We start from the raw sequence: 23,336 nt of genomic DNA on the forward strand, positions 1-23,336 counted from the left end.
AGCATCCTATCATCTGTCGAAAAACCGAACATTATGACATGGAGAGAAAAATCTAGGACTAGCCTACTAGAGGTGATTATACAATCAACCAGTGTTAAAATCCAGATGTTTCATCACCAAATATCACATATTTTTGTTCTTTTTTTATTGAAAACGCTTAATAATTTAGCGTTTTAACACACTAACGTTACAACGATGTGATGTTATATAACAAAAACATATCGCGAACTTTAGTGATGAGAGGGATTTACCTGTTTTTATTTGTATTATTTCACCGTTCGTATTTTATGTATTCCCATGGACCGTTATTCACCAGTTATCTGGTTTCATTGTTCCCTTCCAGACTACAACCTATTCGCTCTAACTCATTCAGAGATTCATCCTCGAATTTCTTCCAAGCCGTAAAAAAAGCCGCCATATAGGTACGGCGGCTTGTATCATACAATTTAAGCGTTGATTTTGCCTTTAGCTACAGTAGCCAAAGAGTTGAACGCATTGATGTCGTTAACGGCCAGATCAGCCAACATTTTGCGGTTCATGTCTACTCCAGCAAGTTTCAAACCATGAATCAGTTTGTTGTAAGACAAACCATTCATACGTGCTGCAGCATTGATACGAACGATCCACAGTCTGCGGAAGTTACGTTTCGTGTTGCGACGGTCACGGTATGCGTATACCAGGGATTTCATTACTTGCTCGTTAGCTGTTTTAAAAATACGGTGTTTGGAACCGAAATAACCTCTTGCCAGTTTCAAAACCTTTTTATGACGACGACGTACTACAAAACCGCCTTTTACTCTTGCCATATTAAAGAACCTCCCAAATAAATATAAATGTATCCGTGGTATGTGTACGGCCGTAGCCGATCCCCCATACGGAATCTACTAATTAGAATTAGCCTTTCAAGTTAGCCAAGCCTTGTTTCAAACGTCTAACATCCCCGGCAGCCATAACTGGGTTACCGTTCAGAACGCGCTTAGCACGTTTGGATTTGTGGGAAAGCAAGTGGTTTTTGTGAGCTTTGTAACGAAGGACCTTACCGGAACCGGTAATTTTGAAGCGTCCTTTCAAACTGCTGTGTGTTTTCATTTTAGGCATTTTGTGTTTCCTCCTCCAATGTTATCAGGCTTTAGGAGCCAAGATCATGATCATACTGCGGCCTTCCAATTTCGGTTGACGTTCAACAGTACAAAGTTCTGCAACTTCTACCTTAACGCGCTCCAAAATCCGTTGACCAATCGCGGCATGTGCAATTTCACGTCCGCGATAACGAACAGAACATTTCACTTTGTCGCCTTCGTTCAAAAACTTAACTACATTACGAAGCTTCGTTTGATAATCGTGCTCCTCAATATTGGAACGGAACCATACTTCTTTAATATCAACAATTTTCTGGTTCTTACGGGCTTCTTTATCTTTCTTTTGTTGCTCATAGCGGAATTTGCCATAGTCCATAATACGACACACCGGCGGTTTAGCCTGTGGTGCCACATTGACCAGATCCAAATTCAGGTCAATCGCCATTTGCAGTGCTTCGCGAATGGGCGTAATCCCAATTTGTTCTCCTTCAGCTCCGACAAGGCGTACTTCCTTCGCCCGAATCTCATCATTAATCATGTGATCTTTACTAATAATCGTCCACCTCCAGGTCATTTTGAATATCCAGTTACACAAAAATAAAAGGGATGCCGGTCAAGCTACCGACATCCCTGTAATCAACACAATTCTTCATGAGTATACACTTCATAAATTATTGGGATCGTTGACCAGCCAACATGTTTGTTGATCAGGTGAGAAGTCGGACTTCTGCTTGTGATTCCATTGCTATTCGCTTTAAGGCACTTAAATACTATATCACCCATGAAATACATTGTCAACATTTTTCACAACTTTTTTCGTGAATTACCCATTTGTGATATCAGATGTCAACAAAGTATCAAATGCAGGTTCCTTACCCTTGTTTGCTTTGCACCTCATCCAACCGTACAACACGTGTATGTTGAGTGTGGCTCCACTGTTTGTTGTTCTGCGTAAAGAAAGCGTAGAACGTAATCGGGTACCAAGACAGCAGGTAGATCGGGAACAGAATCAGATATAGATAAACTTTGGCAAAGGTAACCTTCTCCAGCGCCATGGACAACAGGAACGTCAGAATGTTCAAACCAATAGCCACGAACCCAACCCATAACGGGAAGTATCCATAAATATTAGCAATGTGCGGACCACTGAATATCGCCATGTCTACCCACATCACAGCCGTCATCAGGAACGTAAGCAACACCACATAGACATTGGCTCCATAGATAGCAAGGTCGAATTTCACCAAGCTTCTTTCCTTAATGGACTGCCATAGCAGCGGGAAGAAGTATCTACGCGCAACTGTAAAGTGACCTTGCATCCAGCGCAGACGTTGTCTCGCTGAAGCTTTGAATGTTAATGGCTTCTCATCAAATACTTTGGCGTCATAGTTGAAAACAGGATACACATTACGTTGCACACTGCGCATCGTAAACTCCAGATCCTCAACCAGACTTGTTGCACCCCAACCAATTTCCTTCAACAGGTTGGTCTCAAAGCACATTCCGGTTCCTCCGAGGAAATTCGCCATATTCAAGTTATGACGAGACAACTGCCACAGACGGTTGATGTACCAGTAAGAAACACCGTAAGCTGCAGTAATCCAGGAATCCTCCGGATTTTTCGTATCAATGTATCCTTGGATAACACGTGAACCATTGTTCAAGTCATCATTCATCTCAAGCAAGAAGTTACGGTCAACCAGGTTATCCGCGTCAAACATAACAACTGCGTCATACTGACGTGGCAATTTCCACAGGTACTTAAGCATCCATTCGATGGCGTACCCTTTACCTCTTAAATCGGCATTGGTACGTACACAGGCGTTTAATCCATGCTCTCTGACAATTTGAGCCGTTCCATCCGTACAGTTGTCACAGATGACAAACACATCGTACAGATCTTCCGGATAATCAAGTTGTTTCAAGTTCTCCATCAAGGCACCAATGACTTGTTCCTCATTGTGTGCTGCGACGAGTACAGCGAATGACTTTGTCGCCGGATAATGTTTCTTTTTCTTTTTCTTAATCAGACCGAACAGCGAAAACGTGAATTGGTACACGGCTAGCAGTGCCAGAATGACCTGCATCGTGACGAATATAGCGTCCAACATCGTTCTCTGTTACCCCCTTTTTTTCAAAACCCAGTTTACTCAAGCATTTCTCTTCCTGATTCTGCAATTTATTTTTTTTTGATCTGCAGAATATGACCCTGTTCTTTTGTGTACTACGTGAATATATCAGGCAATGTTTCAAAGCTTGGTTGCTATCAGTTGGCTGCTTTATCGATTCTGTATCCTTTTCAGTCATTTGTCAAAACCCCAATTCCACTTTTTGAAGCAGAAATGTGATCTTTAAACGCTGAATAGACACTTCGTGATACCACAACCTCGCATTCATGCCTGTTATATCTTATTTTCAGCCGTTTACTTGATTTTTATTTCTAAAGTCCCTGCTTTTTTCATCAGCATGTTATTCTTCGTCAGAGGCTCTATAACAAATAACGCAAACAGACCTCAAAAAGTTTGAAACAGAACTCACATTTTTTTTACCTCATTTCAGCCATGTTGAATCATTGTATCTTTTTTGGCTGACCCAAGTCAAAAAGTTAAGATGGGTATATATCCACTCTTTAACATGAATTTCACGTTCTTTACATGGGTTCTTCTTGAAAAGGACAACATTTAAAAATATGATAAACATATACCTGAAATAACCTCAAGTTCATGAAAAACGGTTATATACTAATCAGGACGAAACCGGATGCAGAAAATCACCGGAAATAATGCCGCCATTACGGGCGGCCTGACTGGCAGGAGGCCAATATGAGCCGTTTATTCTTAAAGTTTCAAGATTATGATCGAAATGTTTTTATGTGGATCAACGGCCGACTTCATAATCGTTTTATGAATTTTTGGCTGTATTATTTCACCCACCTGGGTGGAGCAACTTCATCTATTGCAATATCGTTGTTAATCTGGCTGCTTGCTCCAGCTCCATGGAGCACAACAGGACTCCAGGCATGTATCGCCCTTGCGGTCAGCCACATCCCTGTAGCTATCGCGAAAAAATTGTATCCACGCATTCGACCTTATCTGGCCTTGCCGGATACAATTACGTTCCGTAATCCCCTGACGGATCACTCGTTTCCTTCAGGGCACACAACTGCCATTTTTTCGGTCACAGTTCCCTTTATGACCACTGATCCGATCTTATTGCTAATATTGTTGCCTGTGGCCCTTATTGTCGGATTCTCTCGAATTTATCTGGGGTTACACTATCCTTCCGATGTTCTGGCGGGTGCCACAATAGGTACTTTAGTCGCACTTGCAACAGTTGCATTCTGGTCTTAAAGCCGATATGTTAGACTCAGAAAAACCTAGCAGGAACAGGTGAAGTAAGCGTGGAGAAAAAAAGAGTATTACTATTATCTGAAGGCTTTGGTACGGGTCATACTCAAGCCGCCTATGCACTGTCCAGCAATTTGCGAAAGCTCTCGCCAGACGTGCAGACAAAAGTGCTTGAACTGGGAAGTTTCTTAAATCCAAAGGTTGCACCTCTGATTATAACAGCATACAAAAAAACGGTTACCAACCAACCCAAACTTTTCGGATACGTATACAGACACCAATATAAAAAATCATTGAACAGGCTGACCACACTGGCGTTGCATAAACTGTTCTATACACACACACGCAGCGTTGTGCGCCAGTTACGTCCCGATGCGATTGTCTGTACACATCCGATTCCAAGTGCTGTCATATCCAGACTGAAACGTCTGGGTGTACAGGTTCCCCTATGCACAGTCATCACCGACTATGATGCACATGGGACGTGGATTAACCGTGAAGTAGACCTTTATCTGGTTTCTTCAGATGAGGTTAAGTCCAAACTAATGCTACGAGGCGTACCTGCAGACAACATTCGAGTCACGGGCATTCCGGTGCATCCAAATTTTTGGGAGCATCCCGGGCGAGAAGAGATCCGAAGCAGATTTAACCTCAAGAACATGCCTACTGTACTGGTGATGGGCGGCGGTTGGGGAATGCTCAGCGACAAGCTGGTCCATCCGTTGCTGACACGCTGGCATGAAGATATTCAGATCATTTTTTGTCTGGGTCGCAATGATAAAACACGGATCAGCATGGAACAGAACCCGATGTATCGCAAAGAAAATATTCACATTATGGGGTACACCAACGAAGTGGACAAATTAATGGAAGTATCCGACCTTCTGATCACCAAACCTGGGGGAATGACATGCAGTGAAGGCTTGGCGAAAGGAATTCCCATGTTGTTCCACAACCCTATACCTGGTCAGGAAGAAGAAAACGTCCATTATTTTACAGCAAGAGGGTTGGGAGAACCCATAACTTCGCCCGACGTAGTGGTTAAATGGATGAACAAGCTGTTGCATCACTACCCGGATGTTGTACGTAAACGCAAACGTCATCTGGCGGAAATCGCCAAGGTTCATCCAATGCAGAGCGCTCAAAGTATTATCGATCTGCTGGAGGACGTTCGTCCTTCATCCGCAGAAGAGGCCCGTTTATGAATTTATCCCATTAGGATGTCGCTTCCTGTATTTTTCGTCCAATCACGCCTCTAACCAACGGCTTCAAACAAGCCTGCAACCACATTGAAAAGGTGCCTTCGAATCAGAAGGCACCTTTTCTTTATGAAGGAAAGTACAAACTATTGTATGCCTGTAGACTTCAAATACTCCTGCCACTGCTTGGTGTATTCTGCCTGAATTTTTTCCAATCCTGCTTGTTTAGCCTTCTCCATAAATGTGTTCAACCCAGCCTCTACGTCTGCCACCAAACCTACATTAAGCGGATACAGATATTGTTTTTCCACTTGTTCCAATGCAGCCTTCTCGGCTTGGTACGGTGTCCAGTCTTCAGCAAATCCGGTATAAATATCCGGCTTTTTGATTTTGTCGAGATCTTCAAACATGGTTAGCACGTCATCAAAGGTTTTATCATAGAGCATGAATTCCGGATTACGCCATGCCCAACCATTCATACCCTCACGTGGGAAGCCGTTGGTTTGTGCATCTCCGACCATTTTGTAGTATCCATTATCTACCTCGAAGTTTTTGCCTTCAACGCCGTATTCAGTCAACCAATTATATCGTTTGTCTGTCACCAGTTTCTCATAAAATGCCAATGCTTTTTCCGGGTTTTTACTGCTACGCGGAATCGCAAAACCATTGTGGATCGGGTGAACCGGTTGTGCAAACCCTTTCGCATTCGGGTACGGGAAATAAGCCAGTTTCCAATCTGAATGAGTAGACTGCACCTTGATAACATCTGCATTAAATTTGTTCGGGTTCTCCCCGGACAGAACAACAGCCGCTTTTCCATTTTGCAGCAATGAGTTGGAAGTATCCTTTACATTCAGTACGTTTTTCGGGAAAAAGCCTTTATCCATCCAGCGTTTGTATGTTTTCAGGTCTTCCAGATGTTGCGCCGATCCCCAGTAGGACGTCACGGTTGTTGGTGTTTCATACATAATATCCAGCCCATATGGAAGTTGACCTGCTGTATTAACCAGCTTGGATGTCAATTGACGAATACCATGGGTATGGTTGGCATTGCTATCCGCAATCGGAATCATATTGGGTTCGTTGGCTTTGATGCCCTCCAGATACGCTTCTAGCGTCTCCAAGGATTCCGGTTTTGGAAGATTGTACTTCTCGCGCAAGTCCTCACGGTACGCAATTCCCTCGGTTACATACTCAATCCAAGTGGATGGAACAGTATAGATTTTGTCATTGATTTTGACAGCATTCCACATGTCATCAGGTACATGAGCTTTCAGCGCCGGCGCTGCCGTAGGCAGCATTTCATCCAGTGGCAGGAACGCGCCCTTCTTGGCATAGGACTGGTAGAATGTCCAATCCGCTGTGAAGATCAGATCGATCGGCTGCCCGGAAGACAGCAACAATTTATATTTTTGATCCCAGTCGGTCCATGAGGTGTAGTTGAATTTCACATTGACGTTCAGATCAGCCTCAGCCAGCTTATTGATCTCGGATTCAATGACAGGCAGATCTTTCGGAGCATCCCCAAGCATGTAAAATTGAAGCGTGACTTTCTCGCCTTTGTTCCCGGATGTTCCTCCCTGCTCGCTTCCTTGCGTCGATCCCCCCGAACCGTTATTACATGCGGCAAGTACCCCGGCGAACAACATCAGGGCAAGTACCAGAGACAGGTGCCGAATTGTTTTGTTACGCATACGCATCCTCCCTTTTTGTGGTGAACCTTTATATGTTAGCGCAGACTCGCCATGCTTCAGACCTGAAATGATGTCAATGGCCTGACGCCCACAGCGCGTTCACGTTCTAACCTTTCACTGCACCAATGGTGAGTCCTTTAACAAAATAACGTTGTACAAACGGATACAGGAACAAAATCGGTCCCGTTACAACGATGGCCATTGCCATCTTGGTTGATTCGGTAGGCACATCCTGACTGAGTGTGATCCCTGTGCCAATCGCCATCTGGTCAATGAATGTGATCGTGTTCATCGTGTTGTAGAGATAAAATTGCAGTTGGTACATATCCGGGTTGTTAATGAAGAGGGATGAGGTAAACCAGTCATTCCAGTAACCGAGTGCCAAGAACAGACCTACGGTGGCGATACCAGGCATCGCCAGTTTCAACACAATGCTGAAATAGATGCGGAAGTCATTCGCTCCATCAATTTTGGCGGACTCAATCAATTCATCCGGCACTGCCGAGCGAATGAAGTTTTTCATCAGGATAATGAGGAATGGCGTCATCAACCCCGGGAAAATCAGTACGGTGTACGTATCTGTGAGATTGAAGTAGTTCGCCAACATAATGTACCAAGGCACAAGTCCCCCACCAAACAGGGTTGTGAAGTAGATAAAAAACGAGAACGTGTTCCGATATTTAAAATCCTTACGCTGGAGCACAAATCCGGCCATCGTGATGAGGAACAGCCCAAGCGTAGTCCCCACCACCGTTGTAAAGACCGTTACCCCATAAGCCTTGAGTACCTTTGTAGGGAATGTAAAAACCATTTTGTAACCTTCCAGGGAAAAGTCCGTTGGAAAGAGGTGATAACCATCCCTCACAATGGACTCGTTGCTGCTGAATGAACCGGATAGAATCAGCAGAAACGGTAGCAGACACATGATCGATAAAATGATGATGAAGCTGTAGGAAATCAGTTGAAACATGAAAGTGAATTCCGAATCTCTGAGACGAGTATTCGTACGAGTGTTAGTATTCATTGGCGTGTTCATGATCGTTCTCCCTCCTGCCCTGCGGGCGTTCTAGAACAAGGCGTAGTCCTCATTTACTTTGCGGATAATATAGTTGACGGTCATGATCAAAATGAATCCAAACAAGGACTGATACAGACCAGCAGCCGTTGCCATCCCGATATCAAACGTTACTTTCAGTGAACGGTACACATACGTATCAATAATATCTGTAGCATTGTACAGCACCCCATTATTACCGATCAGTTGATAGAACAGGTCAAACTGCCCCTTCATAATGCTGCCGAGTGAGAACAACAACAGGATGACAAAGGTTGGCTTCAGCATGGGTACCGTAATGTACCAGATCCGCTGAAATATATTCGCCCCGTCGATTCGGGCAGCTTCATAATACTCGTCACTGATACCCGTTATGGCGGCCAGATAGATGACCATGCTGTATCCAAGATTTTTCCATAGATAAAAGATGATGATCAGGAACACCCAGATCCAGGGTGTGTTATAAATGTCGACCGGGCCGGCCTCAAAACGTTTGAGCACCGTGTTCACAAAACCCGACTCGTAGTTGAACATGTTATAAGCGATTACACTTAATAGTACAAATGAGATGAAATACGGCAAAAACATGACGGATTGCGTGATTTTTTTGAATAACCTGCCCCGGATCTCGCTAAGCATGATCGCACAGAAGATCGCCAGACCGTTTCCTAATATAATGAAGGCGAGATTGTAACCCACGGTATTGGTTGTGAGCTTCAGCAACATTCCGGATTGCCATAGGAACTTAAAGTTCTCCAGACCGACAAATGGACTACCAAATAATCCGCCTTCAAAATCATACCGGGTGAACGCATAATAGATGCCGACCATCGGAAAATACGAGTTAATCAGAAAAAAGATCAGCGTGGGCAACAGCATCAGAAACATGATTTTGTTTTTGTTCAATTCTTTGAGCATGGCTCGATCCCTCCCGAATTTCTTGCGGTGCTACGTGGTGGAGCTCTCTTTTTATTGTAGATGCTCTCTTCACTCACGGATACTGAAGCTTCCCTTCAGAAAATGAACGATTCTGCGAAATGAACTATGAACAAAATGAACGAACCATGAAATGAACAGACATTCACATACATCCGTTCACAAATGTTGATATCGTGCATAGGCTACACCTAGTGAACAATCCAGCGAAAGTTGAACTTTATGTAGAGAAAACAGGCAAAATGGCCTGTCCAGCATTGATGTAAACGCATACATAATATATAATTCAAGTTACTCTTGCTCTTCTGTACATCGATATATGAAGCCTCACATATGTATATGAAATTCTATGTTGTTCACCCAAAATAGGAGGTCTGAGGGGGAAACAGAATGCGTAAACGTTCAGAGGACAGTCAGAAGGTCTTCACACGGATTCTGATCGGCATTATTATCAGTACCGTCGCTACCTTACTTGTGGCTTCTTCTATTTTGTACGTCAACTATAATCGGATTGCTCTTCGCCAGGTGTATCGTACAGATATGAACAGTCTTACTCAAACCAGCCGTGAAGTGGCCAAAATGACCGAGACTGCAAAATCATTGTCATATCAGATTTATCAGGACTACACCATCTCTTCATTACTGCTCTATTCCAAACCAAATATCTATGAAATCACATCCGCGATGGAGCAGCTAGACAACTACCGTATGTCCCTTCCCTTTATCGAATCTATCTATGTATATAACTCCAAAAGCAATGAATTCTTTATCAGTTCCGACGTGCGCAATGGGCAGCAGTCTATCTCGGAGATCGACGATCAGGGGATTAAAAGTATCCTCCAGAACTTCCATGACTATAAACCTTTTGTTCCCATCCCGCGTACATATCAGGTCGGTTCTACCGAAGCGACAGAGGTTAACAGCTACACCTATCTCTGTTATGACACGATCAATGACAATGCCAAACTAAACTACGCTGTCATCGTTAATATCAAGGATGATTGGCTCAGTCCAAATATGAATGCTGTGGATCAACCAGGCAAGACCTTTATCGTAAATGAGAAGGGAGACCTTTTATCTGACTTTGGCGACCGTGCATTGATGAAAAATCTCTCCAACGAAGCTTTTATGAAGCCAATTATCCAGGATACGGGGCAATCAGCTTACTTTACCGAGAAAGTCGACGGAGAAAAATCGCTCATCACCTATACCGCTCCCGATGACCTGGGTTGGCGTTATGTAAGAATAACACCTTATGATCTGATTACCTCAGATATACGGAGTATGCGCACACATACCGTTCTGTTTTGTGTTGGACTTCTCTTCGCAGGGTTACTGCTCTCTTACCTTGTGTCCCGAAAACTATATCACCCTATTGATAAGGTGCTTGTTCGTTTACGTGTGATGGAAGCAGAGCGACGTGGCAGTCTTCATTTGTTACGGCAGGATTTTCTACGAGGGGCCCTACAGGGCCGCGAAACAGTAACTGGGGGTATGCTGGAAGAACGGATGAAGTTCTACGGCTCCTCTATTGATGTTCACCGTGCATCCAGACTGGTATTGCTGCGTATTGACCATTTTACCGAATTCAGCGAAACGTATCGTGATGAGACCCAGCTTGTAAAATACGCCATGATGAACATCTGCACCGAGACAGCCGATCTCCACTACAATGCGGAAGCTGTGGATATGGGCGGTGATCTGATCACACTCATCTTCAATGAAAAAGCGGAAAACCATGAACTTGAGCAACCTGCTCATAACCGGATCGAAGAGCTGCTACGTATGATGCAGGCAGCTGTAATGACCCATTTGAAATGCTCCATCTCCTGTACGATCGGCACGGAAGAAGATTCATTGGAAGACAGTATTGCATCCTACACCAGATCAGCCGAAGCCTCACTGCATCGTTTGTTCATGGGACCGGGCTGTCTAATCTATACCTCTGACATCATGGCTTATCACACCAAGGAGTACGCATTCCCAGCAGGTAAGGAAAGACAGCTTGTTGATCATCTAATGACAGGTAAGACGCGAGAAGCAAAACAAGTCTATGCAGACATCGTCGGCGAGACAGCCGCATATCCATTTACCGTCTTTCAGCTAGCTTTATCCCATCTGACGATGACACTGAACCATGTACGAAATACCCTCAAGAAGAATAATCAACTTACGCTTGATTCAGTCTCGGATGGTCTAATGCTGCCTGTCAAAGACGCGGAAGACATCAGTGAAGTACATGAACACTTTTATCGGATGTTTGATGAGCTTGGTTCCAAAGTCGAGGAGAAACGTACGCTGAAGCACGAAGAATTGATTCGTAAAATCAATGGCATTATTGAGCGGGACTATGCGGACCCCAATCTATGTCTAACTTCTATCGCAGATGAGTTGGGCATGTCGCCCATCTATGTAAGCAGGCTCTACAAACAGCTCACCCTGAAAGGGCTCACGGACGTGATTAACGAAACCCGCATAGCCAAGGCCCAGCATCTGCTGGTGGAGACGGAGAACTCCGTTGCCGACATTGCCGAGAGAACCGGATTCACCAACAGTTCATACTTCTATCGCATGTTCAAAAAGTTCAATGGTGTTACACCAAACGATTATCGCCGCAAAGAATTTCATTCAGAGAACTTTTGAAATCATACCAGACTTGAGTTTATGGAGCATTGCACATGGATTGTTTATGCAAAAAAAGAGCGACCTATGAGAATGAATCATTCACCTCATGTGTCGCTCTTCTTTAATGAGTTTAAGTTAGATTTCGATTTATTCCTGTTCCTGATCTTCACCAGACTCATCAGAAGCTTCACGAACTTTATACTTGTCCAGACGTGTCTGCTGATACTCACGCAGGGCCTCTTCACCCACAATCACTTCAACCCGGTGAATGTTCATACCTTTACCCATGAATTTCTGCTCGTACTCCGTCATCACATGTTCTTCATTCAAACCATCACGATGCAGATTCAAAGAAATATTGGTCATTTGCAGGCCGAAGTCGGCAATGGCGTTGAGTGAGAAATCAAACAGCGTCTCCGAATCGGTTTTGAAATGAATCTCACCTTTGGGATTAAGCAATTCCGTGTATTTCTTCAGGAAGCGCGGGTGCGTCAAACGACGACGTGCATGCTTTGCTTTTGGCCAAGGATCACTGAAGTTCAAATAAATGCGTTCCAGTTCTTCCGGTTCAAAAACTTCTTCGATCTGTTCAATATTCGCCAGCGCAAGCTTCAGGTTCGGAGGTGTCTCCACATCAGCCTGACTCCACGCATTACGAGCTTTCTCACTGGCACGACGCACCAGTTCATCATACATATCAATACCGATGAAATTAAATTCCGGATATTTATAACTCATTTGGCTGATAAATTGACCTTTACCCATACCAAATTCCACGAAGATCGGGTGATCATTGCCAAACAGTTCAGACCATTTTCCTTTATGTTGCTTCGGGTCCAGTACAACAAGATCAACTTGTTGCTCCAGATTTTCTCTTATCCCTTTTCTACCACGTAAACGCATTTTATTCCTCCGTTTGTCCCATACTTGTCTCAGACTTATTTTGCCGAAGAACTGGCAAATTGTAAAGAGCAATGAAAAGGGAATCTTCGGATCTGCCACTTTGGGCAAATCTCAAAGATTCCCTCTTCGATTTATTTGGAATTGGGGTCCAACTACTTTAGTAGTTCATAGTCTACCTTATCTTGGTGTGAAAAATCAAATGTCTTTTCGAAAGCATCGCGAACTTTTTGTCTTGCAGCCGCTTTCACTTTCGGATTTCCATTAAAACGAACACCTGTTAAAGCCAGTGCTTCTTCTGCCGTCAATTCAACAGACACATGATTCAATTCATTGTTTTTAACTTGGGAATTCATTCATATCACCTCACGGTATAGTATGGTCCATGACGTCAACGTTGATTCAAATGCTATGATGAATAATACCCATTAGATGGTGTCTGACGCTGATTTAAATATAACATAAGGTGTAAACTATAGCAAGGAGAAAACCTTGATTTTACGGCCTATTTTTGCGTTTCGATTCCCTTTTTTTTTAGTTTTTTGATACAATGATAAAAGTTCATGAAGACACCTATAATCGCTATCCATCGTCTATGACGGAAATCGCATAGCGCTTCTTCTTTTGTTCACGTATGATTACGGTAATTCGACAACCAAAGGAGTACCCTGAAAATGAATGCACCTGCATTACAGTCCCCTCTCCTGTGGGGAGATAAACGATTCCATACCTGGAATTATGAGATGCGAGATCAATTTAACAATAAGGTTTTCAAAGTAATGCTGGATGCTGGATTCACCTGTCCCAACCGCGACGGTTCCATTGCCAAAGGTGGTTGCACCTTCTGCAGTGCGCGTGGATCAGGCGATTTTGCTGGCAGCAGACGTGAAGATCTGGTCACCCAATTCAATACAATTCGAGATAAACAGCACCTCAAGTGGCCTAAAGCCCATTATATTGGCTACTTCCAAGCCTATACGAATACGTATGCTCCGGTTGAGGAGCTGCGCGAATATTTTGAAGAAATTCTTGAGCAACCCGGTGTTGTTGGTTTGTCCATCGCCACTCGCCCGGATTGTTTGCCAGATGACGTTGTTGATTATTTGGCTGAACTGAACGAACGCACCTATCTGTGGGTTGAGATGGGGCTTCAAACCATCCATGATTCCACATCAACATTGATTAATCGCGCGCACGACACGAAGTGTTACGAAGAGGCGGTTGAGAAACTGCGTAAACGGAATATACGTGTGTGCACACATATCATATATGGTCTGCCTCAAGAGACACATGAGATGATGCTGGACACTGGACGGGCAGTTGCCAATATGGATGTACAGGGAATCAAGATTCACCTGTTACATCTGATGCGCAAAACACCAATGGTGAAGCAATACGAAGCTGGTCTTTTACGTTTTCTGGATCAGGACGAGTACATCAAACTGATCGTAGATACACTGGAGATGCTTCCACCGGAAATGATCGTACACCGTCTTACAGGCGACGCACCGCGTGATCTGTTGATTGGACCGATGTGGTCCATGAACAAATGGGAAGTGTTAAACTCCATTGATCGTGAGCTGCGAGAGCGGGATTCATGGCAAGGTAAGTATTGGAGGCGAGCATAGATGGGCTTTCTTTCGGTTCTCAGCTGTGCGCATCAGTGGATTGCTTCCCGTCTGCAGCCAGGTGATCTGGCGATAGATGCAACGGTGGGTACAGGAGCAGACACACTATTTTTGGCACAACAAGTTGGCCGGCGTGGTCAAGTCATTGGATTCGATATTCAAAGTGAAGCCCTCACGCTGGCACAGGCCCGGATTCGAAAACAAAATGATGAAGCCAAGCTTGGCTCCATCTCCATGCTTCAACTAAGCCATGATCGAATGGCAGAAGCAGTTCCTGAGTCCTGGCTTGGTACGGTTGGTGCAGTTATGTTCAATCTGGGGTACCTGCCTTCAGAAAGTGCAGATTCCTCCATCATCACCGAGACTGACAGCACGATCGCTGCACTCGAGGCTGCACTCGCTTTATTACGTCCTCGCGGAATTATTACGGTTGTGCTCTACCCCGGTCATGACGGAGGGGCACAGGAAGCAGAAGCTGTATTGGGCTGGTCCTCTGCCCTTCCGGTGGAACAGGCACAGGTTGTGATCTATCGCCAATTGCAGCGAGAAACTTCTCCTTTTCTGATCGGAATCGAGAAAAAATAATTTCCTTTGTTCACCAAATACAATAAACTAGACACAATCGCAAGGCGAGCTATTAACGGCTTTTTCTTACTGCGATCTGTGTTCTACATCTACATATGCAAACGTATTCACTTGTTTGCTCATGGCGACTACATGCCCATGACTGATTAAAGCGATCCACCATTTCATATACTAGAGGAGAGATTACTGATGTCTACGCCATACCCATTACAATTCCAACCTGAGTTCAAAGAACGTGTGTGGGGCGGTCGTGCGCTGGAGCAATTCGGCCTTACGCCCCCTGAAGGACATATCGGAGAAGGATGGATGATTGCAGATCATCCCAACGGTACAACCAAGGTATTAAATGGAGCACTGGCTGGCAAGGGTCTGGATGAAGTTCGTGAACAACTGGGCACCGAATGGCTTGGAACCAAAGGTGTCTCTGAAAAAGGCGGCCGTTTCCCCCTTCTGATTAAGCTGCTTGACTGCAACGATGACCTGTCCGTTCAGGTTCATCCAACTGACGAGTATGAGGCACTTCCTCTTGGCGAGCTTGGCAAAACAGAAATGTGGTATGTACTCGACGCAAAACCGGGCGCGCACATCATCTATGGCTTGAATGAAGGCGTTGATCGGGCAACATTAAAAGAAGCATTGGAAAACGGCACGGTGATGGATACCCTTCGTCAGGTACCTGTAGAAGCTGGTGATACGTTCTTTATCCCTGCTGGAACAGTGCATGCGCTCTGTGCAGGTGTCGTTGTCGCTGAGATTCAGCAAAACTCAGATACGACGTATCGGATCTACGATTACAATCGTCCAGGGCTGGATGGCAAACCACGTGAGTTGCATGTTGAAGACTCATTAAATGTCACCGCCTATGAGGGCGCAGGTGCCTCAACGATGAAAACAAATAACGCTACTCCTGGTGAATGGCTCAAGCTTGCGGAATGCCCTTATTTTGTAGTTGAAAAAGGTATTGTGAATAAACGTTGGGAACTCTCCACCAATCCTGACAGCTTCACGATTCTCGTTGTCTGTGAAGGAGAAGGAACTTTGGAGTGGGCACATGCTGAATCAGACAGCATTGAATTGAAAGCTGGACAATGTTATCTCTTGCCAGCCAATCTGGGTTCTTATACATTGAACGGGAACACCACTGTTCTTCGCTCTTATCTGCCCTAAATCAAGCTTATATGTAACCTGTGAAGGAGGAATTACACGAGATGCAGGAATCTACCTTTGCCTTGGTCGCTAGTGAAGGTACCCGTATTCATGTGTACCGCTGGCTTCCCGATCCGGAATGCAACGTTAAAGGTGTAGTGCAAATTGCACACGGCATGGGCGAGACAGCAGCCCGATACGCCGAATTTGCCGACATCCTTACCCAAAATGGCTATGCGGTTTATGCCAATGACCATCGGGGTCATGGCAAAACTGTGGAGAATGCCAAGTTGCTTGGTAATGCTGGTATCGATGCCTTCCGCTGGATGGCGAGTGATATGATCAATCTGGGCGAAGTAGCCGCCAAAGAGAATCCTGGGGTGCCCCTATTTCTAATGGGACATAGCATGGGCTCATTCTTGGTACAACATCTCATGTACGCTGGTCATGAGCAGTACCATGCCTTTATTTTATCCGGGACAAACGGCAGACGTGGTCTGCTCCGGTTTGGAGAGAAACTCGCCTTTTTACAATGCGGCATTCAGGGGGCTACCCACCCCAGCATGCTGCTCAACGCGATTGTATTTGGTGGATTTAATCGCTCTTTCCGCCCTGCAACGACACCGTTTGATTGGTTGTCCCGGGACTCACAAGAGGTTCAGCGATTCATTGATGACCCCCTGTGCGGAGCCGTCTGTACAGCAGGCTTTTTCCGCGACTTCTTCAAATTGCTACTTGAAGTCCATCTTCCACACAATATGGAGCGCATACCCAAACACAAACCCGTATACCTGTTCTCAGGTGAGAAGGACCCTGTCGGACTTCATGGCAAAGGCGTTCTTAATCTGGTCTCGCAGTATAAGAAACTTCACCTGGAGAATATTGAGTATCGCCTTTATCCGGATGGACGCCATGAAATGCTGCATGAGATTAACCGAACAGAAGTGGCCCAGCACGTTGTGAACTGGCTAAAGCGGAATACCCCTGACTCGAATACACCCCCTAGTCCGTTGAACCTGACTGAGACGGCTGACTCTATATAATAGAGTCGGAGACAACATACCAAGAGCCAAAAGAAACCCCTGAATCGGATGCACAGCTCACGCTGCGCACCAGTTCAGGGGTTTTCTTGTCAAGCGATATGAATAATAGCTATAATCAAACGTTATGGATTAACCTTCAATTAACAGGGATTCCGGGTCTTCAAGCAGTTCTTTCACGGTTACGAGGAAGCGAACAGCCTCACTACCGTCGATAATCCGGTGATCGTAGGACAACGCGATGTACATCATTGGACGGTTCTCCATCCGTTCTGCATCAATCGCCACTGGACGAAGCTGGATCTTATGCATCCCCAGAATACCCACTTGAGGTGTATTCAGAATTGGCGTAGACAACAAGGAACCAAATGTTCCACCATTGGTGATGGTGAACGTTCCACCTTGCAGATCAGATAACGCCAGCGTGTTGGAACGAGCTTTTGATGCCAGGTCCGCAATGCTCTTCTCGATCTCGGCAAAGCCCAGACGATCGGCATCACGCACAACCGGTACAACCAGTCCTTCCTTCGCAGATACGGCGATGCCGATATCATAATACTTTTTGAGTACAACATCTTCGCCATCAATCTCTGCGTTAATTGTAGGGAATTTTTTCAGAGCCCCCACAACCGCTTTGGTGAAGAAGGACATGAAGCCCAGGTTAATCTCATGTTTCTCTTTGAACTTGTCCTTACGGCGTTTACGTACATCCATGATCGCAGTCATATCAACTTCATTAAACGTAGTCAACATGGCTGCTGTCTGCTGAGCCTCTACCAGACGTTTCGCAATGGTTGCACGACGGCGAGACATCCGCTGACGCTCCACTGGTTTGGTATAGGTTGAATTTCCAGCTGCCGGAGCACTTGGTGCTGCTGGAGCTTTACTCGCAGGTGGAGCAGCAGGAGCAGGAGCCTGATTGTTATGACTCTTCACATCGTCCTGGTATACCCGTCCAATTGGATCTTTGCTCTGAACCTGATCCAACTCGATACCACGTTCACGTGCAAGCTTACGGGCAGACGGTGAAGCCGTCTTAGCACTATCAGATGACTCTGGCGCTGCCGCAACAGGTGCCGATGGTGGTGTTGGAGCTTCAGGTGCAGGAGTAACGGCCTTTTTCTCTTCAGCTGCTGGTTCGGAAGCGGGTGCACCGCTTCCTCCTCCAGAACCAGCTGAGAGTGTACCGATCGTTTCACCGATCACTACCGTCTCTCCTTCCTGACGAATGATCTTCTCCAGCACGCCACTTTCTTCTGCGCTGATCTCAATATTTACTTTATCCGTTTCCAGTTCAAGAAGCACATCACCCTGATTAACGGTATCCCCTTCTTTAACCATCCATCTGGATACAGTTCCCTCAGTTATTGACTCACCCATTGCAGGTACTTTAATTTCACTCACAGCTGTTACCTCCCCAGTGGAATATTATTCTTCGTCGTCTGTTTCAACGCAGATGTAATAATCTGTTGCTGTTCCATACTATGCACAAGCTGATAACCGCTGGAAGGACTTGCGTGTTCCGGGCGACCTTCGTATCTAACGGTTGTGCCTTCCGGGGCAACTTCACGAAGACGAGGCTCCATGTATGTCCAGGCACCCATGTTTTTGTTTTCTTCCTGTACCCATACCAGTTCTTTTACATTGCTGAAACGTGCGAGTATACGTTTGATCTCTTCTGCCGGGAACGGATATAGCTGTTCCACTCGAATGATGTGAAGCCATGACCAATCAGCTTTATCTTTTTCAAAAGCATCTTCCAAGTCAATGGCAATCTTGCCACTGCACAAAATAATGCGCTCTACGCGATCCGGCTGTGTGCCCAGTCCGGCTTGCTCCAGCACAAGCTCAAACTTGCCTTCACTGAATTCGACTGCCGGTGAAGCAACACGCGGATTCCGAATGAGACTTTTTGGTGACATCATCACAAGTGGACGAGCATCTTCCGTTTCAGTCAACGAAGCTTGACGACGCAACAAGTGGAAGTACTGCGAAGCACTCGACAAGTTGGCAACCGTCATGTTGTCTTCTGCACAAAGCTGCAGGAAGCGTTCAAGACGAGCACTTGTATGCTCAGGTCCCTGACCCTCATTCGCATGTGGAAGCAACATGACCAGACTGGATTTCTGAGACCATTTGGCACGACCCGCGGATACAAACTGATCAAAGATAACCTGTGCACAGTTGGCAAAGTCACCGAATTGAGCTTCCCAGATGACCAGTGTATCGGGTGAATATACGTTATATCCGTATTCGAATCCAACAACGGATTCTTCAGACAACGGACTGTTATAGATTGCAAAGGATGCTCTTGCCTGTGGCAAGTGATGTAATGGGCAGAACTTTGCTCCATTCTCCGAATCATGCAACACCAGATTCCGATGAGCGAATGTAGCACGCTCGGCATCCTGTCCACTAATCCGAATTGGCTTGCCATCTGCCAGAATGGTTGCAAATGCGAGTGTCTCCGCAAGGCTCCAATCCACTTTTTCCCCTTCGTTCAGGGAAGTGCTCCGGCGTTGCAAAATTCGCTGTAACTTCGGATACACATTGAAGTTCTCAGGCCATTTCAGCAGATCGGCATTAATGCTGCGAAGATTCTCAAGCGGTACCGCAGTCGGAGTAATCGTAACAGCCTCCGGCTCACTGATTTTCCGCTGATAATATTCATGCACTTCATTTTTCTTCATCTGGTCATAAGCTTCTTTTAATTTGTTCGTTACTCCATCGCGAATGCTCGTAATGGATGCATCATCGATAATCGATTCCTCTTTCAACTGATCCTGATACAAGTGGCTTACCGTTGGATGGTTTTTCACCTTGTCATAAACGATAGGTTGAGTTGTTTCGGGATCATCGGTTTCGTTATGGCCGTAGCGACGATAACCGATCAAGTCGATCAGGAAATCCTTTTTGAAGCGATTGCGATACTCGGCTGCCATACGAATGGCTGCAATACAAGCATCCGGATTGTCCGCATTCACGTGTACAATCGGAATTTCGTACCCTTTAGCAAGGTCACTTGCGTAGTACGTTGAACGGGAATCACTGCTATCTGTAGTGAAACCCAGACGATTGTTGACGATAATATGGATGGTTCCGCCATTCTGATATCCTGGCAGAGCTTTGAAGTTAAGCGTCTCTGCAACGATCCCTTCTCCAGGGAATGCTGCATCACCGTGCATCAAAATGGTAGCTGCCTTCGTCACGTCCTGCTTCGGATACCCAGGGTCACGACGGTCATCCTGAGCCGCACGAGCAAACCCTTGTACAACCGGATTAACGTATTCCAGATGGCTCGGGTTATTCGCCAGAGTAAGGCGTGCCTGTACAGTTTCCCCGTCTTTCACAAAACGGTTGGCACCCATATGATATTTGACATCCCCCGTCCAACCGTAGTTGATCCCAGTCGAACCTTCCGATGGAACCAAATCTTTGTTCGGAGCATGATGAAATTCAGAGAAAATCTTGCTGTACGGTTTGCCCAAAACATGAGCCAGTACATTTAACCGTCCACGGTGGGCCATACCCATCAGAATGTGGCTTGATCCGGCTTCTGCCATGATGCGAACAGCTTCATCCAGCATCGGCACAAGCACATCGTTACCTTCGATGGAGAAACGTTTCTGCCCAACAAATGTTTTGTGAAGATAATCTTCAAATTGCTCGACTTCAACCAAACGTTCCAGCAAAGCCTTACGTTCTTTCGGCGTAAGTGGAGCCGGTGATGTCCGAGATTCCGCACGACGATTCAGCCACTCACGCTCTTGAACTTCGTGCACATGACTGAATTCGTAGGCCATGGGTCCAGTGTATATCTGACGCAAACGTTGGATTGCATCCCATCCGGTTGCTGTCTGCCCATCTGCACCTTCCCAGATCAGGGAAGCAGGCAAAGCTTTCAGATCTTCTTCGTTTAATTCAAAATGCTGAGGTTCCAGCAAAGATGTGTCTGTATCTTCACTGATTCCAAGCGGATCTATATCTGCAGCAAGATGACCATAGGTGCGGATGTTCCATACCAGTTTACCCGCTGTAACCGCTTTCTGTAATAGTTGAATGTCTACGCTTCCGGAAGCCGATTGGGCGTTGCCGGAATTCAAGGTTGTGCGTGCATCCCTGCCAGACATCGGCGGTGCACCCCATTGTTCAAATAGTTCACGATAAGCCGGTGTAACCGAACCAGGGTCTTGAGTGAATAATTCATATTGTTCCTGTACGTATCCCATATTGGGGCCATAGTAACTTTCCCAGGGCTTCTTGTTGCCTTCCACGATCGTCATCGACGTTCCCTCCGTCTTGATTTAGTCATAAGTTTTTGACGGAAATCATTGACTAAGCCGTAATTTGCGTTCGTTCAACATTTTAAGCGAAATTTTTCATGAAGTCCAATAATCGTGCTGTTGGTGGTAGTAACGTTAGTCCGACGCTCCCGTCAAGGTTTGTCTGCGTTTTCAAAATCAAAGTAAAACAATGATTGTATATACCGTCGCACAGATGTCGAATACTGTCCTGATCCGTTCGAAGGTTACACTTTCTCCACTTCTTCAAGTGAAGTCCATGTTCTACTATCTATTCTATAAACTTTTACGCTCAGGAGCATTTCCTATTTTTAGTTCAATTGATGCATAAATTAGATGAATCGAATAAATCGATCAATTTGGGTAGAACAACGAACGCTTAATTACAACAAAATAGGCATACGATCTCCCATTTTACCTCCTTAATTGAATTGTGGTCCATTATGTGCAAAAACAAACCGTCAAGTTAAACATTAACCATTTGACGTCACATTCAACAAATAATTGGGGGTTTCTTCAGGAGACCCACAGCAAAAAGCTGGCCCAGACATAAATTATCCGAGCAGCTTCTTTGGATTCATCAAATTTAAGTTAACAATAAAGTTGAGGATGCACATCAAGATGTACTTTTGCTAATCATATACTCTGCAAACGGCGTTAGGGAAAGATCTCTAACTTGCTCCAGTGGAAACCAGTCCGCGCCCAACGAATCTTCACCATCGGGTTCTTTTTTGATATGATCCGGCTGACTGGCTGCGGTCAAAACAACATCATACAACATCCCGATATGGTGCAACTCTTCCGGCTCACCTTGATACACCCATTCCAGTACCGTAGACTCCGCAGAACGAATCATCACTTGTAGATGGGTCAGGCCCGTCTCCTCTTCAATCTCACGATGAAGAGCAGTCTCTGGTTGCTCGCCAAATTCCAGCCTTCCGCCTGGTAAATCCCATTGCCCCTGATATGCTCCGCGAGCCTTATGAATCAACAGGAATTGGCCCTCCCAAGCTACCAAGCCATATACCCCAATATGTGTATGCCGATTCACTTAAGGACTCTTCCTTTCGTTTTCATCCTCTGTAACAGCATCCAGATCTATGGCCATACGGATCATATCCACACAGCGGATACCATCCTCTATAATCTCTTCCTCATAATGCCTCACAAAGAAGTCACGATCAACCCCGATAATGCGGAAACCGCAACGTTGGTATAACTTCAATTGATGAAAGCTGGAGTTGCCCGTCCCAATCTCGAGAATTCGGCATCCCAATCTACGTGCAGCTTCCATCGCTTCCTTAATCATGTGTTTGCCTACACCTTGTCCCTGCAGTTCTTCCTGTACGGCAATATTAACAATCTCCGCAGTCTCTGGACGAGTCTTCAACAATACGAACTCCCCAACCATCTCTCCTTCATACTCGGCAATAAAACAAACACCCCGACTCAGGTATTCATCCACAATTGCTTTTGAAGGATCAGCCATCAACAAAAGTTCGTAGGGTCTCTCTTCTTCCCAGTCCAAAATCCGGAACGACAATTTCATGCCAATCTCCACCTTTTCATCGTACAATATTCATTTACGTTCTGTTTGCAGAAGCCTATGTATGGCAAATCCACAAATATATCATTCTTCATTTCAACAAACTAGTTTACTCAATCTATTAATCACACACTATTACCCACAGACTAGTCATCTCCTATAAAAATAGTAAACTTCATTATATCATAATATTTGGATATAAATATATAGATATGGATGATACATTATGAGGCATTATTTTTATCCTAACCCAAGC

20 protein-coding genes are annotated in these 23,336 nt (G+C 45.2%); 7 read left to right on the top strand and 13 right to left on the bottom strand.

Annotated elements, in window-relative coordinates; all coding sequences use genetic code 11:
* Nucleotides 1-446: 446 nt before the first annotated feature.
* The 4 genes from rplT to MHB71_RS16480 all read right to left on the bottom strand — a co-directional run bounded on the left by rplT (nucleotide 447) and on the right by MHB71_RS16480 (nucleotide 3,190).
* Nucleotides 447-806 carry a 50S ribosomal protein L20 gene (gene rplT / locus MHB71_RS16465; RefSeq protein WP_017689664.1) on the bottom strand — a complete coding sequence of 120 codons (360 nt, stop codon included), beginning with the start codon at nucleotides 804-806 and terminating at the stop codon, nucleotides 447-449.
* Nucleotides 807-894: 88 nt separating this feature from the next.
* Nucleotides 895-1,098 (bottom strand): 50S ribosomal protein L35, encoded by a 204-nt coding sequence (gene rpmI / locus MHB71_RS16470; RefSeq protein WP_017689665.1) that lies wholly within the window; start codon nucleotides 1,096-1,098, stop codon nucleotides 895-897.
* A 24-nt stretch (nucleotides 1,099-1,122) separates the two neighbouring features.
* Nucleotides 1,123-1,617 carry a translation initiation factor IF-3 gene (infC, locus tag MHB71_RS16475; protein ID WP_017689666.1) on the bottom strand — a complete coding sequence of 165 codons (495 nt, stop codon included), beginning with the start codon at nucleotides 1,615-1,617 and terminating at the stop codon, nucleotides 1,123-1,125.
* Nucleotides 1,618-1,951: 334 nt separating this feature from the next.
* Nucleotides 1,952-3,190: a glycosyltransferase family 2 protein gene (locus MHB71_RS16480; RefSeq protein WP_036610177.1), complete on the bottom strand. Its 1,239-nt coding sequence runs from the start codon at nucleotides 3,188-3,190 to the stop codon at nucleotides 1,952-1,954.
* Nucleotides 3,191-3,901: 711 nt separating this feature from the next.
* On the opposite strand from MHB71_RS16480, the gene MHB71_RS16485 reads away from it, so the two are divergent.
* Entirely contained in the window at nucleotides 3,902-4,429 is a 528-nt protein-coding gene (locus MHB71_RS16485) for a phosphatase PAP2 family protein (protein ID WP_017689668.1), read from the top strand.
* A gap of 50 nt (nucleotides 4,430-4,479) precedes the next feature.
* Nucleotides 4,480-5,631 carry a UDP-N-acetylglucosamine--LPS N-acetylglucosamine transferase gene (locus MHB71_RS16490; RefSeq protein ID WP_036669745.1) on the top strand — a complete coding sequence of 384 codons (1,152 nt, stop codon included), beginning with the start codon at nucleotides 4,480-4,482 and terminating at the stop codon, nucleotides 5,629-5,631.
* Nucleotides 5,632-5,771: 140 nt separating this feature from the next.
* Here the strand turns inward: MHB71_RS16490 and MHB71_RS16495 are convergent, their stop codons facing one another.
* The 3 genes from MHB71_RS16495 to MHB71_RS16505 form a co-directional block, all read right to left on the bottom strand.
* Nucleotides 5,772-7,319: an extracellular solute-binding protein gene (locus MHB71_RS16495; protein ID WP_340026946.1), complete on the bottom strand. Its 1,548-nt coding sequence runs from the start codon at nucleotides 7,317-7,319 to the stop codon at nucleotides 5,772-5,774.
* 106 nt (nucleotides 7,320-7,425) lie between these two features.
* Entirely contained in the window at nucleotides 7,426-8,355 is a 930-nt protein-coding gene (locus tag MHB71_RS16500; RefSeq protein ID WP_340026947.1) for a carbohydrate ABC transporter permease, read from the bottom strand.
* Nucleotides 8,356-8,385: 30 nt separating this feature from the next.
* Nucleotides 8,386-9,291: an ABC transporter permease subunit gene (locus tag MHB71_RS16505; RefSeq protein ID WP_017689672.1), complete on the bottom strand. Its 906-nt coding sequence runs from the start codon at nucleotides 9,289-9,291 to the stop codon at nucleotides 8,386-8,388.
* Nucleotides 9,292-9,699: 408 nt separating this feature from the next.
* Here MHB71_RS16505 and MHB71_RS16510 point away from each other — a divergent pair, with 408 nt between their 5' ends.
* Nucleotides 9,700-11,952 carry an AraC family transcriptional regulator gene (locus MHB71_RS16510; RefSeq protein WP_340026948.1) on the top strand — a complete coding sequence of 751 codons (2,253 nt, stop codon included), beginning with the start codon at nucleotides 9,700-9,702 and terminating at the stop codon, nucleotides 11,950-11,952.
* 129 nt (nucleotides 11,953-12,081) lie between these two features.
* On the opposite strand, the gene trmB is transcribed toward MHB71_RS16510, so the two are convergent.
* Together trmB and MHB71_RS16520 are read right to left on the bottom strand one after the other, a co-directional pair.
* Nucleotides 12,082-12,837 carry a tRNA (guanosine(46)-N7)-methyltransferase TrmB gene (gene trmB, locus MHB71_RS16515; RefSeq protein ID WP_036610187.1) on the bottom strand — a complete coding sequence of 252 codons (756 nt, stop codon included), beginning with the start codon at nucleotides 12,835-12,837 and terminating at the stop codon, nucleotides 12,082-12,084.
* A gap of 152 nt (nucleotides 12,838-12,989) precedes the next feature.
* The gene (locus MHB71_RS16520) at nucleotides 12,990-13,190 is read right to left on the bottom strand and encodes a hypothetical protein (RefSeq protein WP_036610190.1); all 201 of its coding nucleotides are present in this window, start codon (nucleotides 13,188-13,190) and stop codon (nucleotides 12,990-12,992) included.
* 318 nt (nucleotides 13,191-13,508) lie between these two features.
* Here MHB71_RS16520 and MHB71_RS16525 point away from each other — a divergent pair, with 318 nt between their 5' ends.
* From MHB71_RS16525 to MHB71_RS16540, 4 genes are all read left to right on the top strand, one after another.
* Nucleotides 13,509-14,462, top strand: coding sequence for a TIGR01212 family radical SAM protein (locus tag MHB71_RS16525; RefSeq protein WP_036669734.1), 954 nt, complete (start codon nucleotides 13,509-13,511; stop codon nucleotides 14,460-14,462).
* On the top strand, nucleotides 14,463-15,047 hold the full coding sequence (locus MHB71_RS16530; protein ID WP_340026949.1) for a class I SAM-dependent methyltransferase: 585 nt from the start codon (nucleotides 14,463-14,465) through the stop codon (nucleotides 15,045-15,047).
* Between the two features lie 189 nt (nucleotides 15,048-15,236).
* Nucleotides 15,237-16,214: a type I phosphomannose isomerase catalytic subunit gene (locus MHB71_RS16535; protein WP_340026950.1), complete on the top strand. Its 978-nt coding sequence runs from the start codon at nucleotides 15,237-15,239 to the stop codon at nucleotides 16,212-16,214.
* A 41-nt stretch (nucleotides 16,215-16,255) separates the two neighbouring features.
* Nucleotides 16,256-17,236: an alpha/beta fold hydrolase gene (locus MHB71_RS16540; protein WP_340026951.1), complete on the top strand. Its 981-nt coding sequence runs from the start codon at nucleotides 16,256-16,258 to the stop codon at nucleotides 17,234-17,236.
* A 129-nt stretch (nucleotides 17,237-17,365) separates the two neighbouring features.
* Here the strand turns inward: MHB71_RS16540 and odhB are convergent, their stop codons facing one another.
* The 4 genes from odhB to MHB71_RS16560 form a co-directional block, all read right to left on the bottom strand.
* Nucleotides 17,366-18,637, bottom strand: coding sequence for a 2-oxoglutarate dehydrogenase complex dihydrolipoyllysine-residue succinyltransferase (odhB, locus tag MHB71_RS16545; protein WP_338708198.1), 1,272 nt, complete (start codon nucleotides 18,635-18,637; stop codon nucleotides 17,366-17,368).
* 5 nt (nucleotides 18,638-18,642) lie between these two features.
* A complete protein-coding gene (locus MHB71_RS16550; RefSeq protein ID WP_047842236.1) occupies nucleotides 18,643-21,516 on the bottom strand; it encodes a 2-oxoglutarate dehydrogenase E1 component in 2,874 nt (957 codons plus the stop codon).
* A gap of 634 nt (nucleotides 21,517-22,150) precedes the next feature.
* Nucleotides 22,151-22,585, bottom strand: coding sequence for an NUDIX domain-containing protein (locus tag MHB71_RS16555; RefSeq protein ID WP_340026952.1), 435 nt, complete (start codon nucleotides 22,583-22,585; stop codon nucleotides 22,151-22,153).
* Nucleotides 22,586-23,083 carry a GNAT family N-acetyltransferase gene (locus MHB71_RS16560; RefSeq protein ID WP_036610208.1) on the bottom strand — a complete coding sequence of 166 codons (498 nt, stop codon included), beginning with the start codon at nucleotides 23,081-23,083 and terminating at the stop codon, nucleotides 22,586-22,588.
* Nucleotides 23,084-23,336: the final 253 nt, after the last annotated feature.

Origin of the sequence: Paenibacillus sp. FSL H7-0940, from assembly GCF_037979415.1 — a bacterium.
Taxonomy (GTDB): Bacteria; Bacillota; Bacilli; order Paenibacillales; family Paenibacillaceae; genus Paenibacillus; species Paenibacillus amylolyticus.